Genomic DNA, 15,031 nt, shown 5'->3' on the forward strand with positions numbered 1-15,031 from the left:
AACTATGTCTGTTTCAGCTCCATCAATGTCATTTGATGGGCTGCATTCTTTTCTTCAGAAAATTGATACAGCTGTAAGAGATCTGCGCACCGCCTTAGAGGCGAACGATATGGATCGACTGCCCAATGCTCTTGAGCTCACTAATGCGGCCTTAGAGTCAATTAATGGCTATCCCGGTGGAGCGGAAAAACTTCGAGGGGATATCAATGAGTTCCCCGAGGATCAAAAAGAGCGTTTATTAAGTTTGCTCAATGAAACCTCTACCAATCATCAAATTAATGGTGATTTAATACGTCTGGCAATGCAGCGTAGCGCCGCTATGCAGTCGTTTATTGCTCAGCAAGCCCCAGGCGCCACCTATGGCAGTGATGGCGGTGTTCCTGGATCTGTGGGTGGAGTTTTATCCCGCAAGGTTTAGGCTTTTCTGTTCCCATTTAGCCCCTCTGGGGTGAATATCAAGACTGCGGATATTTGTATAATTAAGGCTTATAGAAGCTTCAAGTTTGTGCCAGTTTTCTCATCAACATTTTTAAATTTGAGAATGCATTCATGGTGGGAACGGGCAATTACAAATTCCAGCGATGCCATTCAACATTTACCAGCCTGATCCCGGCCAGATTGATCCTAAATACAATTTAGACAGTCGATTTCTATATAAGAATTTGGAGAAATTTTTCTCACCAGGCCCAGTCTGTGCAATCTTTAATACCAAGTCATCGCAATTGCTGCCTGTCAGTGTGGATGGTTTAGAAGTCAAGGCGGGTTTCAAATTTAAGGTAGAGGAAGCGCCAAAAAATGGAGTGCATTCCTTCCTAGCGGACCCATGCATTTTTGTTGCGGGGCTAGATGTGGGCAAGTTACAATTTTCAATGCAGGGCTTGCGATCCTTAGATAACGGCTTGCTAGCATGTGATATTCCTAAGGAGGTAGCCCTCATCCAGCGTCGAGAAGACTTCAGGGTGCCGGCACCGCCTGATAGGGCATTTAAGGCCTTAATTTACTTTAGTGTTGGCAAGGAAATGATCGCCGATATTGTGGATATTTCCGATAAGGGTATTCAGTTTGATATTCGTCTTGGCGCAACCGAGCTAGAGGTTGGCAAAATCTGGACTGGCTGCACCTTAGAGAGATTGCAAGCTCGGACTGCTAAGTTCGATCTCATCATTCGGAGCATTAGACCAAGCCTTCTAGAGGAATCCCGGGTTCGGGTGGGTTGCGAGCTCCATGAGCCAACCAGGCTAAATGAAAATGAATTTGTGAGCACCAGGACGGCCATTCAGAGCTCTAGAGTGAATAGACGCATTAATTACTGGTATCAGGAAGCCTCCTGGTGCTAACTTTATGCCCTAATGTAGGGCAATAAAAATTCATCGATAATGAGCCATTCAATAAAATTAATGCCTTACTAGGAGTTAGAGATTATGGGTTACGGTGCAATTGAACTAGGTCAATTAAATATGCAGAAAGGCAAGTTTGATGTTGCCTTTGATATTTTGTATGACTGCGCAGTAAATGACCAAAATGATGATGCAGTCTTCCTGATGACCAAAATGGTATTTGATGGAAATCTCTCCCCAGAACATATTGAAAAATTCTATGAACTACAAAATGGCCATACCAGTTTAGGCAATGGCTACGCGCTATTTAATGTGGGATTGATGCATGAACGTGGTCTTGGAAAAGTTGTTCAGAATTACAAGGTAGCGGTTGAGTACTATCAAAAAGCGATCAAAGAGGAAGTGAAGGATGCCTACTGTAATTTAGGCAATATTCTGGCGCTAGGCTTGGGTATGGATCAAGGAGTGCCGCGAGATGTCAATAATGGAATCAAGTTTTTAGCCATGGGCGCTCAAGAGGGTAGTCGGCAGTGTGCTTATACCTTGGGCTCACTCTATGGCAAAGGTGAATTTGTTCCGCAGGATCTTAAAAAAGCGTTTTATTACCTCTCGCTGGCAGCGCTGCAAGGCCATGATCAGGCAAAGCGGGTGCTTCATATTTTTGTCCATAGTCATAAAGAAGACTACGATGCAGAGATGTCTGCTGCAGAGGAAACATTTGGCAAGATTCAAAATTTGCGCATGCTTTATAAGTGCCTATAAGAACTATTTAAGGCAAAAAATCAAACCTCAAAAGCGTAGTGCTTTTGAGGTTTTTTCTTTTTTACATCATGCGAAATCAAGCCGCGTACTCTAAAATAGTAATTCACTTCAATCGATTGGCACTTCATGCAGTTTGATAATTCTCGTTTAGATATCGCCACCTTAAATCTCAGAAAAGGTAGGTACGATGCTGCGTTTGAGATTTTCTTTGACCTAGCGACAATCGATTTAGATCAAGAGGCGCAGTTTGCCTTAACCAAGATGTGTTTTGATGGCCATCTTGATCCAGAGCAGATTAATAAACTCTTTACTTGGGTAAATTCCAATAGCAGCTTGGGTAACGGCTATGCCCACTTTAATGTGGGCCTCATGCACGAGCGCGGCATGGGGGAAATCAAGCAGGACTACAAGACTGCCATTGAATACTATGAGAAGGCAATTAAAGAGGACGTATATGACGCCTATTGCAATCTTGGAAATATATACGCACTTGGACTAGGTGTGGAGCAGGGTGTGCCCAGGGATATTTTTAAGGGCGCGGCTTATTTAGCTAAAGGGGCTGAAGAGGGTAGTCGCCAAGCTGCATATACATTGGGGTGTTTATATGAGCAAGGGGAATACATCCCTCAGGATCATAAAAAGGCTTGCTATTACTTAGTACTCGCAACCCTTCAAAAGCATGACCAAGCCCATCGAGTATTAATCATGTTTCAGCATGCTAACAGAGGAAATTACGATAAAGAATTTGATGCTGCAGAAGCGCAGTATGGAAAAATTCAAAACATGCGCAGACTGTACAGGTGTCTGTAACTGAAGCGATCCTTGTGCGGTAGTAGTGCTTAGACTTTCAGTTTGGCTCTAATTCGAATCATCCCTTGGGTGTGGATTTGGCTAATACGGCCAGGGGTGATATTCATGACTTGGGCAATTTCTCGATAAGACAGGTCTTCCTGGTAATGCAGCGCAAATACCAGTTTTTCATTTTCAGGCAATCCCTCAAGAATAGTCGCGATCCGATCTGCAAGCTGACTCATGGCAACTGCCCGCATTGGATCTGAATCATCGGCATCAGATGGCAGTAGGTCATCCGATAAATCATCGAGAGGCATCAGGTGAACCATATTAGCCATGATGGCATGGTAGGCCTCGATAGTGATCTCTGCGCTACTGGCAATTTCTTTTTCAGACGGATGACGGCCTAAGTTTTGCTCGAGTTTGCGAGTGACCTTTTCAAGTCCTACGAGTTCATCGCGCTGATTGCGCGGCAAGATATCATTTTTGCGGCAGGAGTCGTAGATAGCCCCACGAATACGCGTTCTTGCGTAAGCCTCAAATGCGAGGTTAGGTTGTGGTTCATACCGGGTGATGGCATCTAGTAGACCGGTAAGACCTTCTTGAATAAGGTCATCCACTTCCACATTGGGCGGCAGTCGTGAGCAGATCTGATGAGCAATCCGCTTAACCAGCGGCAAGTTCTCCTCAATTACCTGATTGATATCAATTGACTGGGAATATGTGGATGGCTTCAATCACAACTCATTTATTGGGAATGCTTAATTTTATGCGACTTAACTGGTGATTTTGGCAGAAATCGCTTTAAAAAATCCCATAGGCAATACAAACTCATGTGTTTCCCCTTTGCTTACGGGGTTCCAGCTTAAATCATCTTGATCTAATTCAACGCGTTCAGCAGTTAGAGCTTTGATCCAGCCAATGAAATCTAAAGGCTGCTCCAGGGCAGATAGGGACGCATTGTGAAGTTTTTCAAAAGCAGCGGCACCAGCAGTCTCATCTTCTCCACCCACGATGAGGATGGAGAGCGGCTCATCTATCTGTAAGGTGGCCATTTGGCGAACCATGAGTAAGGCCTTTTTGAGAGAAGCCTGATCGTGTGCGGTAACTAGAATGCGCTTAATGTTGCTGCCGTAATAAGCCACGATGTTCGCTTCTGGATCAATGGTGGGGAAAATAATGTAATCAATATCAATCTCATGATTGACTAGGCGTTGATCCAGCTGAGGGTATTTAGCAAAACGGCGGCTCACCTCAGAGCGCAATTTGACGCTGGTTGCATACCAAAAATTCTCTTCGATTGCTTTGAGACTTCTTGCTAGATCAACTGACTTTGAAAATACTTGGCCCAAGTCATATCGCACTGGGTATAAAAACCCTGACATTGTTTTGCGATCCGACAAAGGGATTTCATCTATTAGGAGAACGCGGTGCCCCAATTGTTTAATGCTGTGGGCGGTACCGTGACCTAAATGAATGGTTGAATCCGCATCTAGAGTGCTGGCGATGCAAATAACCCGTGATAACTCGGCGCCAAAAATATTTCGTAAACCCGCGGCTTGATCGACGCCGCTTGAAGTGGTCGTGCTCATTGATTGACTTTACGAATCCAGTCACCAAGGTGGTCTGAAAGAAGAGCAGGTACTTGTTCGTCGGTAATCGAGAACGTTTCTGAGAAAGCGCGCATCGCCATCGCACGGTGACTCAAGTAGTTGATATCAGGCTGACTGAGATCTTCAGGAACACGTTGACCGTTCGAGACAAACATAACAGACAGATCATTACGAATCACACTGTCAATGACGGGCGCAAGATGAGCAGCTTCATCAATTTTAGTAATGATGACTGAATCCAGCTTCTCGCCATTGGCATTTTGCATGGCTTGATTATGTAGGCTAATGACCTCTTCCTGGGTGCGTAGATCCGTAGTGGAGCTCATCACTAGAATGCGTTTCGCCTTATTTGAGCCATGCTCTAATAATTGTGATTGCTCAACCATCAGGGTATCGCGTTGGCTCACTCCGGCGGTATCTAAGAGGACAATCTTGCGATTAGAAAAATCTTTAATCTTTGCGGCTAAATCTTCACTATCTCTAACAGCGGTTACTGAAAGCCCTAGAATTTTGGCAAATGTTTTGAGTTGCTCTTGAGCGCCGATACGATAGGTATCTGTGGTGAGTAGGGCAACTTGGTTGCGGCCATAGCGCAGAACACAGCGCGCAGCAATTTTGGCGACCGTTGTTGTTTTACCGACGCCAGTTGGGCCAATAAATGCAAAAACGCCACCCCGGTCAAAAATATCAAAAGCATGAGAAGTCTTGATCATGCACTTGACTTGCTCGCGAGCATTTTTGATTAACGCAGGCAAACTTAAATCTTCAGGTAAGTTGCGTGCAATCTCCGCGCAAAGCTTGGGAGAGAAACCACTGTTGAGGAGATGTTTGACGATCTCCGTAACGTGGGTATTTTCTTGCTGAATACTTCCCCAAAAATTACCAGCTACATGCGATTGCAGTAAGAACTTGACTTCGCTAATTTCAGATAAGAGCTTTTCTACTTTAGGCGAGCTGCCAGATTCAAATATGTTGGTGACCGCTGGAGAAGGAGATGCAGCAGGCGCAGCTTGCTTTTGTAATGATGTCTCTGAAATACGATGCGCTTGAGCGGCATTAAGAGCTGATACTCTGGCAGCATTGAGCGCAGCAACATCTTGAGCTGCTTTAGCATTAGCAGCAGCAGAGGCGTTAAAGATCGCGTCATTATTAGACGGGTTGATCACACTACTATCACTGCGATGAATACGCTCAACATCATTAAATGAGGTTGGTAAAAATGCTTCGGCACCAGGAGCTCTTACAGAGCGACCAGCTCTTGCTGGATTGCGTCTTAAGCTGCCTGCGGGAATTTCGCCATACGGTTTTGGTGCAGGAGCTTGGGCACGACGGGCAATGGCATTCTCAAACTTGTCTGACAGACCAGATTGAGCCATGGATCTTTCTGAGAAAGGACTAGCTTCGTTACTAAACGAATCGAGAGATTCAGAGCGGGTAGATAAGTTAGCTAAATCTTGCGAAGTGATGGCAATAATTTCTACGCCTTGATCAGTGTCTTTAGTTGAGAGCACCATAGCGTCAGAACCCAATTCTGTACGAATCAGCTTTAACGCGTCAGCGGTATTGGCTGCAATAAATTTTTGGGGGCCCATGCTTAAACTCCGGAGTAGATCTCTTTAATAGTGATTTTAGGGGTTTTTGCCCGTTTGGGAACAAAGAACCTTGAAGAAGGCTAGATTGGAGGTTGGTGGCAGCTCACTTAAGGCCAATACCACCGCCTGAGGGCAGACCCTACGAGCAATTCTGGAGATGGTGGTTCTGGTCCGTGTACCACTGACAATGACTGGGGGCAGGTTTTGGTTCTCCATCTCCTGAACGCCCTTGATAACTTCTTCCCCGAACATGCGTGCCAAGGAAGGCTCAATTAGGCCATCTGGAGCAATTGCGCCGGCGCCAATGGACTGCTCAATGAGGCGCTCAAATTCTGGCTGAATTCCTAAAACTTGATAGTTGTTGCCATCACCTAAAGCATCTTGAACGATCGTGCGGCGCAGTGCATAACGAATATGCGGCAAGATCTCTAAAGGATCATTGAGCTTGCCTGCATATTCACTAGAGATTTCTAAAATCGTGCGCAGATCTTTGATGGGAACATTTTCTTCAAGAAGCAATTGCAAGATGCGCTGTAGCTGTGCCACGGTCACAATCTTCGGAATAACATCCTCAACTAATTTTGGATAGCTCATCTTGAAGTGATCAAGTAAGTCTTGAGTTTCTTGACGACCTAATAGCTCGGCAGCGTGCTGATGAATCAGGTGATCTAAATGCGTAGTAATTACAACTGCAGGCTCAACTACGGTATAGCCTTTCGCGATGGCTTCATCACGCATAGTGCGCTCAATCCAAACTGCTGGCATACCAAAGGTTGGATCTTTGACTTCAATACCGGGAATCTTATCGGTACCACTTTGTTGAATTGCCAACAAACGATCTGGCAAGCATTGCCCTCGTCCAATCTCAGCACCGTAAAGCAAGATACGATAGGTCTCCGCACTGAGTTGTAAGTTATCTCGAATATGCACAGAAGGAATTAAGAATCCGACTTGAGTAACGAACTTGCGACGAATCGCTTTAATGCGTTTAATGAGATCGCTCTCATCACCTTTGTCCACCAATGGAATGAGACGATACGCCAACTCAAGGCAAAGTGGCTCCACAATCGGTACGTCTTTCCACTCCAGCTCTTCGTTAACCACTGGCTGAGCAGCTGCAACCTTGGCCGCTGCTGCCTCTTTCTTAATGCGCTGATGTGTCAGGTAAGCAAGACCACCAAAAAGAGCTGCAAAGCCCAAGAAGATGACGTGCGGCATGCCAGGCAAGACCCCTAAGATGCCAAGCACACCAGCTACAACTCCCAATGCATTGCTGTTCGCTTCAAACTGTTTAGAGACCTGCCCGGAAAAATCATCCTCGGTTGCAACACGGGTTACCAAAATACCTGCTGCAGTAGAAATTACCAAAGCTGGAATCTGTGCAACCAAGCCATCACCAATTGTCAGTGATGCAAATGTGGCTAGAGCTTTGCCAAAGTCCATGCCATGTTGGAGAACGCCGATCATCAAACCGCCAATGAGGTTGATGACCAAAATCATGATGCCGGCCATAGCATCGCCGCGCACGAACTTGGACGCACCGTCCATGGAACCAAAGAAGTCTGCTTCTTGCGCTACATCTGCGCGTCGTGATTTTGCTTCGTCCTGCTGAATGAGGCCTGCATTGAGATCGGCGTCAATCGCCATCTGTTTACCAGGCATGGAGTCCAAAGCAAAGCGAGCAGAAACTTCCGCTACGCGGCCAGAACCCTTGGTGATTACCACGAAGTTGATGATCGTGATCACAATAAAGATCACGATACCCACTGCAAAGTTACCGCCAATCAGGAAAACACCAAAGGCCTCAATCACCTTACCGGCAGCATCCGTTCCTTTGTAACCATCCATCAACACAATACGAGTGGACGCGACGTTAAGAGATAAACGCAGCAGGGTGGTTAAAAGTAGAACTGTTGGAAAGGCAACAAAATCTTTAAAACTCTTGATATTGATCGCTGTAAATAGAACGATGATGGACAGCGCAATATTGAAGGTAAAGAGCACATCGAGAATGATGGCTGGCAAAGGCACCAGCATCATGATCAGTACTAAAAGTACCAAAATCGGGATGGCGCCTTGTGCCGATGGGCTCGGCAACTTTGAGGTGTCAAAACCCAAGATTTTCATGCGATAGGTCTATTGCCTGATAAAAGATTAAAAATTGCCAAAAAACTACGCTAAATCAGTAGGCGCTAACCTATATATAGTGTTTAGCACCCCAATAGACCCTAAATATACTGTATTTCAAGGGAAAAAACACGAAAAATGGCAAAAATTGCCGCATTTTTAGACAAAAATTGCCACTAACTAACAATGTGGGATTGAGGGCCTAATTTAGCGGTTTTTACGCCTCCATCCGCCTCAATCAAACCCCATTTTTGGCTTGAAATCTAAAGTAATTCAGGTTTTTATCCGTTTAGCCCGAAGAGAAACCTTTTTTGTGAAGGTTTTGTCCAAATTAAAGGCTTTTCAGTGGCGATATCTTCAACCAGTTCAGCAACGAATGCATCGATCGATGTAGCGAGCATTGTCTCGCAGTTGATGACATCTGAAAATAAGCCGCTAGACAAAATTGACGCCAAAATCGCCAGTCAAAAAGTGGTGATTAGTGATCTGGGAATCATTAAGAGCAAGGTTGCGGCGCTAGAGGATGCCTTGACGGTATTTGAGGATGTAAATACCTATGGAAATATGTCTGCAAGTTCAGACAATACCGCGATCGTTACAGCCACCGCTGGTACAGGTGCAACAGCTGGGACTTATGCAGTAACTGTTACGCAGGTGGCTCAAAAAAGTACATATAACATTACTGGCTTGGCTAGCGCTACTGATGCAGTCAATTTCACCACCAGTTCTGGTTTTCAGATCACTGTAGGCACAACTGTGTACAGCAGTAATGGCAGTAAGACTGTTGCTGGCGTGACTACTGCAAATGCGATTGCGGTATTGGCGGCCAATCCAACGGCAACAACACTAAAAGATTGGATCAATAGCGTTAGTGGCTCGACCAATGTCACTGCATCTCTATCTCAAATGACTGCTGGCCATTGGAGTCTTGTGCTCAATGGTACCCAGGAGGGTCTGAGTAATGATTTTTCTATTTCTGGCTTGCAGACTGGGGCAAGTCTTAGGGGGTTTACTGCATCCACAGATTTGGTTCTGCTAGATCAAGCCAATGGTTTTCAGTTAATCGCCGATGGCGTGACATACAAAACTAGTGGGGCTGGTAGTAATGTCACAGCGATAGCTGGTAGCGGAATGGCTGGTGCCGTCACCTTAGGTGATTTGGTCACATGGATTAATGCACGCTCTACTGCGAATACGCTTGGCCTTACAGCAGCAATCGTCACGGACGCAACTGGCGCAAGTTTAGAAATTACACAATCAGGTAACGGTGCAAAGACCTTGAGTATTGCTGGCGTTACTGCAAGCTCAACTTATCCAGCCGTAGTTTCCAGAACTCAAGGCATTAGCGATGAGACTGCAACGTTTACATTCCCTGCCATGAAGGCTGGCGATTCTGTGACGATTGCTGGTTTGACTATGACTGCCAAGATGGATTTAACAGCTGCTCAGTCTGCCGCCTCATTTAATGCTCTGCAATCAGGGGCGACGGCGCCATTGCAGACCAGCATATTAAATGGCAAGACTTCAGACCCAATAAGCGGCGGATCTACAGTAAGTTTGAGTAATGTGTCATTGCCTACAGACTCAGGCGTATACCGTTTAACTAGCATAGGCGCGGTACTGACGATGACAAAATATGTCAGCGGAAGCGCTGTTGCGTCTTCTTCAATTGAGCTGGTGACATCAGGCTCTAGTGATGCAACTGCAACGCCTCCAAAAGTACTCTTTGCTGGTGCACTCAATGGTGTGACGACATTAAGCTTTGGTTCTCTTGGCTCATTTAACGTCAATACCTCATTGGCTGCAACCAATGTTGAAACCGCATCAGAAATTGCGGCAAAGATTGTGAATGCCAGTGCTGCAGATCCAGTGGCTATTGCCAACGCTTGGATCTCCGTGCCAGGTGCAGATTGGGCGGATACCGCAAGAACCAACTTAAGTTTGGGCGCGGGTGATTTAATGAAAGCGGTCATTACCACTACGGGCAGTACTAAGCTACGCATAGGTGCCGCCACAACGGCCGCGCTTACTGAAGTCTATGGCTATGCTAATAAAGCCGCTATGGATGACGGCTTGGTGACGGAGCTTGCCTTTATTGGAACGGCAGCTCAGCTCAATGCCGCATTAGCAACATTGGAGGCAAACAGTCCGGATGGTTTGGGGAAGGTCTCCATCAATATCGTGCCATCAGACATTATTTCTAGATCAGATTCTGTTACCGGTGATGCCTCTTACTACAAGGTAGTTTCTGGATCGATTGGGATTGCAGCTGCTAGAGCGGCAGCGTCAGCTAGTACGTTTATGGGTTTGACAGGATTTTTAACAAACATTACCAGTCAAGAAGAGAATGACTTTATCCGCGGAAAAGTCAACACCACCTCATGGATTGGTGCAAATGATTCTGCCAATGAGGGCAAATGGGTTTGGGGTGATGGACCGGAAGCGGGTATTGAATTTTATACAGCTACAAATCCAACCGATAAGCGTGCAACAACGACAGTTACTGCAGGTACTGTTAGCTCAAAAGAAGTGCGAACTTGGAATTTAGAAAGTACCAACTCGAGTGCAATGAATATTGCTGCTGGGGCAACCATTAGCTTCCTATTAGTAAACCCAGCTGATAGCAACACAGATACAGTTACGTACACCAATTTATCTGGAGCAGCACAAAGCATCGCAACTGTATTAACAAATCTGAAAACATATTTTGATTCGGGAGCTGCTATCGATGTAACCGATGCGGCTTATTCAATTGATGGCACCAAGACTTCAGGAGCGGCTGGTACTTTAGGGCTCTTTTCAGATTTTGACTTTACCTATAGCGTTGCCGGTAATTCCCAAAGTGCAAGCTTGAGCTTTACTGGAAAAGTAAATGGCGAAGTTACCGATGGAGCCTTATCTAATTTACAAATCCGTGGGATAAATCTGTATAGCAATTGGGCAAATGGTGAGCCTAACAACTCTGGTAACGAGGATTATGCAAACTTTTCGCAGCCTCAGGGTTTTCAATGGAATGACTTAAATGCCAATCCTATTGGCGCTTACGTTGTTGAGTACAACACCAGTGCCGGCTCGGCGGTACTGGGTAATCTCAAGCGAGAAATTAGTTTGCCAATACCTGGCGTGATTGAGGTGGGTAATCCTGCTTCAGTTGCGGTGGGCAATGCACTTGGATACGCAAACTTTTCTGGCGCTCTTACTGGGTTTAGTTCGGTGGTAAATGGTAGTCAGGTAATACTGACATCCAGTACAGCGGGATCTGACGTTGCCAATATCAGCTCTTCCTTTGTGAATCGTGCTGCATCTAGTAGTAGCGTTCTCGCAATCGACTCTTCAACAGCGGGTACTGCAGGCACTAAAGAAATTTGGACATTTAATTTCAGTGCATTGAAAGCGGGTGATGCTGTAACCCTTACCGAAGCTAGTGCTGGTGGATCTATTACCTATACAGCAAACGTAGATTTAACTGCAGAAAAAGTAGCCCAAGCATTTGCAAGCATTGCAGCCGGCGCGACTAAAAGCTCAAATCTTAGCGGTACGTTTAGCGGAACAAATATTGCTAGCTATGCATCAGGCTTGGCGAATGGTAGCAAGGTGACATTTACCGCCTCCGTTAATGGAGACGCAGCCAATCTATCAGGCGCAATTGTTGGTCGCACTGTTTCAACTACAGCATTTGGCGCTCCCGCTATCTCTAATGGAGGCGCCGCCGCTCAAGAAAGTGTGCAATTTAAATTTGCACCAGCTGGCATTAAGTCAGGCGATTCCATCACTATCGGTGGGCTTACTTTTACAGCAGGAAGGGCGCTGACTACTGCTGAGTTATCCGGTGCATTTGCGAGCCTTGCTAACAATGCAACAACGGGCGCGGGGTCTAGCTATGGTAGTTATTCCGGATCACTTTCAGGTTATTCCTCCGGGGCAGTTATTGGTGGTGATCAGGTTTTATTTACCTCTACTGCAGCGTCTGGAACAAACGTAACCGATCTAACAGCAAGCTCAGTTATCAGAACAATTTCTGGCACAGGCCTCACCGTTAATCAATATACAACTGCACGCAATGCTCAACTGAGTATCGGTGGCATTGCTTATGAGCGTTCAAGTAACTCTATTAGTGATATTTATTCAGGGGTTACTTTTAATTTAATGGGCACTGCTGGCACGACCAACGTGAAGGTAATTTTAGGTGCTGATAACACTGAAAAAAGTATTACAGATTTAAAAGATGCGTACAACGATCTCATTAAGAGCTACAGTGCAATGACGGCTAATAGTACTAACTCTAGTACCCCCGGTACATTTGCTAGCAACCCAACAATGCTTTCTTTTATTGAAGCTATTAAGAATCGTTTTGCTACTGGACTCACTTACAACATCGGGACAAATAATGATGATGGCGATCCATACACATTGAGTCTTGCTAGTCTTGGCTTAGATTATCAACTTGATGGAACTCTAAAATACAACGCAGTTTCTTATCTGATGTCCCAGTCAGCAGGTCTTCGTGAAAAATTCCTTAAAGGTGTCAAAATTGGCTATACCAGTGCCACGGATAACCTCATGAGCTTTGTTAAAGCTCAATCAAGCACTATTGGGGCGCTTGCTCAGGAAATTCAGGTTGAATCTGACAATATCGATAGCCTGACTAAAGAGAAGGAAGATATTCAGAATCGCCTCAGTAAAGTTCAAGAAAATTACATTGCCCGCTACTCTGGCCTCAATACTTTGCTATTTCAACTCAATTCCACCAGTACCAGCCTTGGAAGCGCCTTGGATAGTCTGACCAATATGAATTCGAATAATTAACCCTCACTAAGATCATTGGCTGGCCTAGCTCCCAACTTCTAAATCTATCGACTTCAGACTAAATCGGATGATCTTAGTAATTGGAGCTATATAAGCCATTGATTTTTATAGAAATTTTAAATATATAAAAATTTTTAACAAAAAAGCTAAACACTTTCTGTCTTATTGCCGTAGGTAACGATAAGGATGACCTTTTTTGGGGCTTAGCAGTAAACCTCAAATTTTTTGGTCTCGTATCGCTGCTTTATGTGCTTATTGGATAAGAGAGAGTTTTATGACTATTTCAGCTATTGCAAATTCAGGCCCTCAGCCACCTTCATTGGCTAGCCTGTTGCAAATTAATCGGATTAATCCGATTACTGGCAAAGACCCTGATGAGTCTAATAGTGTCTCAGGCTCAGCCGTGCCTAAGGCTAGCTCAAAACCCTCGGTTATTCCAAAGCTTGTACAAGATGTTTTGAAAACTCTGAGTCAAATGGGCGCAAATCCTCTGGGTAATAAGGCTGAGAATTCGGGTGCTCAAGCACAAGAAACTAAAAAAACTGCTGTGGACTTTTTGACCTCAGTAATTTCTGCCGTTAAAAATCAGGCAAATAGCTCCGCAAAGGTGGCTAATCCGCTCGAGCAGTTAAATGCCGGGATTTCTCAAATGATTGGCGAAGTGGGTAATGGCTCATCTATAGATGTTGCTGTTATGCAAAGCGCTGATAAGTTGCTAAAGTCTGCCGGCGTGCCAAGTAATTCAAATACCTTGGGCGGCTTACTCGAGGGTTTGCAAAGATCATTGCTAGATGATTCTGGTGTTGGAAGTTTGATAAACGTTACTGCATAATTTAATAAGAAATAGACTTGAAATGAGTAATATGATCAACAGTGCAAATGGAGCAGGAGCGCAATACGCAAATAGCGTATTGCCAGCCCCAACTCCGCCTGTTGCTTCAAGTGCTCCTAAGGTGAATATCCCAAGTGATGCTGAGGTTGTATCAAAAGTTATTAACACGCAAATTAGGCCATCTGGCGTTACAGAGATGGCTCAATCAACCCGGGCTGTAATTGAAAAAGCCGCCCAAGAGCTGGAGAGTTTTGTTCACTCCATGGGAAGAAGCATCAATATCTCCGTTGACGGAAATACTGGCTATCACGTTGTAACGGTAACCAATCCAGACACCGGAGAGGTGATCCGTCAAATGCCTTCTCCTGAGCTGCTCAAGATTGCTCAGAGCTTACCTAAGTTTGATGGTTTATTTTTAAATCGTAAGGCTTAGTTTTGGTCTTAAGCAGTGATCAATTTACCCAATAACTAAGCTATCGCCAACCTTACGCACTGCTGGAGCGCCCGATGCCTTAGCATTCTTCTAGGCATCTTTTTCCAGGTCTCGTTTTCACCTTTTACTTCAGTTAAGTACTCCCTAACGGTGGTCGGCACTTCGCGATCTTTTCGATAGATCGAGCATTCAAGCCACTCTGGTAAACCATCTATTAAGGTATCTGCTTGAGTAAAGTGCAAGCCATTAAATTGGGGATGTTGATTGAGTAACTTAGCGCATCCTTCAATCGTAATCAATACTTGCCATTGCCCATCTTCATATTGAGTACAGCCAATTTCTTCAGATAGGGGATCTAAGTGTAGGTTTTGCATCATCCGCAGTAATGTCAAAATCACCTTAGCTGGCACTTCGATTTGCAGGTCTACCCAAGCTTGAAGTTCTGCTTCATCAATGCCCAGTCCACTAGCTGCTCTAGCGAGTTCTTTTGCAATCAGCTGATTAAAGAGTTCTATTGATTGAGCGATATTCGTTTGACCATTCGATTGACTAATGGATCCTGCACCAAAAGTTACCACCTTTGGAGTGTTGGTTGAGCCGGTCGCCTCTATCACCCCCTCAATAGGATCTTCTGCAATATGTTCTATACCCTGCTTTTGCAAGATGCTCTTTAAAGCTTGGGAGCGCTTATTGGGTTTATTGGATCTCTCCAAAATACTTTTCATAATGGGTCTCCT

General features: G+C 45.0%; 12 protein-coding genes. 7 read left to right on the top strand and 5 right to left on the bottom strand.

Annotated elements, in window-relative coordinates; all coding sequences use genetic code 11:
- The first annotated feature begins 4 nt into the window (after positions 1-4).
- The 4 genes from FD971_RS02215 to FD971_RS02230 all read left to right on the top strand — a co-directional run bounded on the left by FD971_RS02215 (position 5) and on the right by FD971_RS02230 (position 2,909).
- Positions 5-418 carry a hypothetical protein gene (locus tag FD971_RS02215; RefSeq protein ID WP_215334494.1) on the top strand — a complete coding sequence of 138 codons (414 nt, stop codon included), beginning with the start codon at positions 5-7 and terminating at the stop codon, positions 416-418.
- A gap of 163 nt (positions 419-581) precedes the next feature.
- Positions 582-1,337 carry a hypothetical protein gene (locus FD971_RS02220; protein ID WP_215334495.1) on the top strand — a complete coding sequence of 252 codons (756 nt, stop codon included), beginning with the start codon at positions 582-584 and terminating at the stop codon, positions 1,335-1,337.
- Between the two features lie 120 nt (positions 1,338-1,457).
- The gene (locus FD971_RS02225; RefSeq protein WP_215334496.1) at positions 1,458-2,099 is read left to right on the top strand and encodes a tetratricopeptide repeat protein; all 642 of its coding nucleotides are present in this window, start codon (positions 1,458-1,460) and stop codon (positions 2,097-2,099) included.
- Positions 2,100-2,225: 126 nt separating this feature from the next.
- The gene (locus tag FD971_RS02230; RefSeq protein WP_215334497.1) at positions 2,226-2,909 is read left to right on the top strand and encodes a tetratricopeptide repeat protein; all 684 of its coding nucleotides are present in this window, start codon (positions 2,226-2,228) and stop codon (positions 2,907-2,909) included.
- A 29-nt stretch (positions 2,910-2,938) separates the two neighbouring features.
- Here the strand turns inward: FD971_RS02230 and FD971_RS02235 are convergent, their stop codons facing one another.
- Genes FD971_RS02235 through flhA form a run of 4 tightly spaced genes read right to left on the bottom strand, consistent with a single transcriptional unit; the run spans position 2,939 to position 8,223 of the window.
- The gene (locus FD971_RS02235) at positions 2,939-3,628 is read right to left on the bottom strand and encodes a FliA/WhiG family RNA polymerase sigma factor (RefSeq protein WP_215334498.1); all 690 of its coding nucleotides are present in this window, start codon (positions 3,626-3,628) and stop codon (positions 2,939-2,941) included.
- A gap of 39 nt (positions 3,629-3,667) precedes the next feature.
- Positions 3,668-4,483: a hypothetical protein gene (locus FD971_RS02240; RefSeq protein ID WP_215334499.1), complete on the bottom strand. Its 816-nt coding sequence runs from the start codon at positions 4,481-4,483 to the stop codon at positions 3,668-3,670.
- Positions 4,480-6,096 (bottom strand): flagellar biosynthesis protein FlhF, encoded by a 1,617-nt coding sequence (gene flhF / locus FD971_RS02245; protein WP_215334500.1) that lies wholly within the window; start codon positions 6,094-6,096, stop codon positions 4,480-4,482. The genes FD971_RS02240 and flhF overlap by 4 nt, the downstream gene beginning before the upstream one ends.
- A 36-nt stretch (positions 6,097-6,132) precedes the next feature.
- Entirely contained in the window at positions 6,133-8,223 is a 2,091-nt protein-coding gene (flhA, locus tag FD971_RS02250; RefSeq protein WP_215334501.1) for a flagellar biosynthesis protein FlhA, read from the bottom strand.
- A 345-nt stretch (positions 8,224-8,568) separates the two neighbouring features.
- On the opposite strand from flhA, the gene fliD reads away from it, so the two are divergent.
- From fliD to FD971_RS02265, 3 genes are all read left to right on the top strand, one after another.
- Positions 8,569-13,029, top strand: coding sequence for a flagellar filament capping protein FliD (gene fliD, locus FD971_RS02255; protein WP_215334502.1), 4,461 nt, complete (start codon positions 8,569-8,571; stop codon positions 13,027-13,029).
- A gap of 274 nt (positions 13,030-13,303) precedes the next feature.
- On the top strand, positions 13,304-13,861 hold the full coding sequence (locus FD971_RS02260) for a hypothetical protein (protein ID WP_215334503.1): 558 nt from the start codon (positions 13,304-13,306) through the stop codon (positions 13,859-13,861).
- Between the two features lie 22 nt (positions 13,862-13,883).
- Positions 13,884-14,294, top strand: coding sequence for a flagellar protein FlaG (locus tag FD971_RS02265; RefSeq protein WP_215334504.1), 411 nt, complete (start codon positions 13,884-13,886; stop codon positions 14,292-14,294).
- Positions 14,295-14,329: 35 nt separating this feature from the next.
- On the opposite strand, the gene FD971_RS02270 is transcribed toward FD971_RS02265, so the two are convergent.
- Positions 14,330-15,019, bottom strand: a complete 690-nt coding sequence (locus tag FD971_RS02270; RefSeq protein WP_215334505.1) for a recombinase RecT — start codon at positions 15,017-15,019, stop codon at positions 14,330-14,332.
- Positions 15,020-15,031 lie beyond the last annotated feature (12 nt).

This window comes from Polynucleobacter sp. AP-Ainpum-60-G11 (assembly GCF_018688375.1).
Taxonomy (GTDB): domain Bacteria; phylum Pseudomonadota; class Gammaproteobacteria; order Burkholderiales; family Burkholderiaceae; genus Polynucleobacter.

Excerpts from the sequence above, each read along its gene's own strand:
- FD971_RS02215 (WP_215334494.1), top strand. The coding sequence starts at position 5 with ATGTCTGTTTCAGCTCCATCAATGTCATTTGATGGGCTGCATTCTTTT.
- FD971_RS02220 (WP_215334495.1), top strand. The coding sequence starts at position 582 with ATGCCATTCAACATTTACCAGCCTGATCCCGGCCAGATTGATCCTAAA.
- FD971_RS02225 (WP_215334496.1), top strand. The coding sequence starts at position 1,458 with ATGCAGAAAGGCAAGTTTGATGTTGCCTTTGATATTTTGTATGACTGC.
- FD971_RS02230 (WP_215334497.1), top strand. The coding sequence starts at position 2,226 with ATGCAGTTTGATAATTCTCGTTTAGATATCGCCACCTTAAATCTCAGA.
- FD971_RS02240 (WP_215334499.1), bottom strand. The coding sequence starts at position 4,483 with ATGAGCACGACCACTTCAAGCGGCGTCGATCAAGCCGCGGGTTTACGA.
- flhF (WP_215334500.1), bottom strand. The coding sequence starts at position 6,096 with ATGGGCCCCCAAAAATTTATTGCAGCCAATACCGCTGACGCGTTAAAG.
- flhA (WP_215334501.1), bottom strand. The coding sequence starts at position 8,223 with ATGAAAATCTTGGGTTTTGACACCTCAAAGTTGCCGAGCCCATCGGCA.
- FD971_RS02260 (WP_215334503.1), top strand. The coding sequence starts at position 13,304 with ATGACTATTTCAGCTATTGCAAATTCAGGCCCTCAGCCACCTTCATTG.
- FD971_RS02265 (WP_215334504.1), top strand. The coding sequence starts at position 13,884 with ATGAGTAATATGATCAACAGTGCAAATGGAGCAGGAGCGCAATACGCA.
- FD971_RS02270 (WP_215334505.1), bottom strand. The coding sequence starts at position 15,019 with ATGAAAAGTATTTTGGAGAGATCCAATAAACCCAATAAGCGCTCCCAA.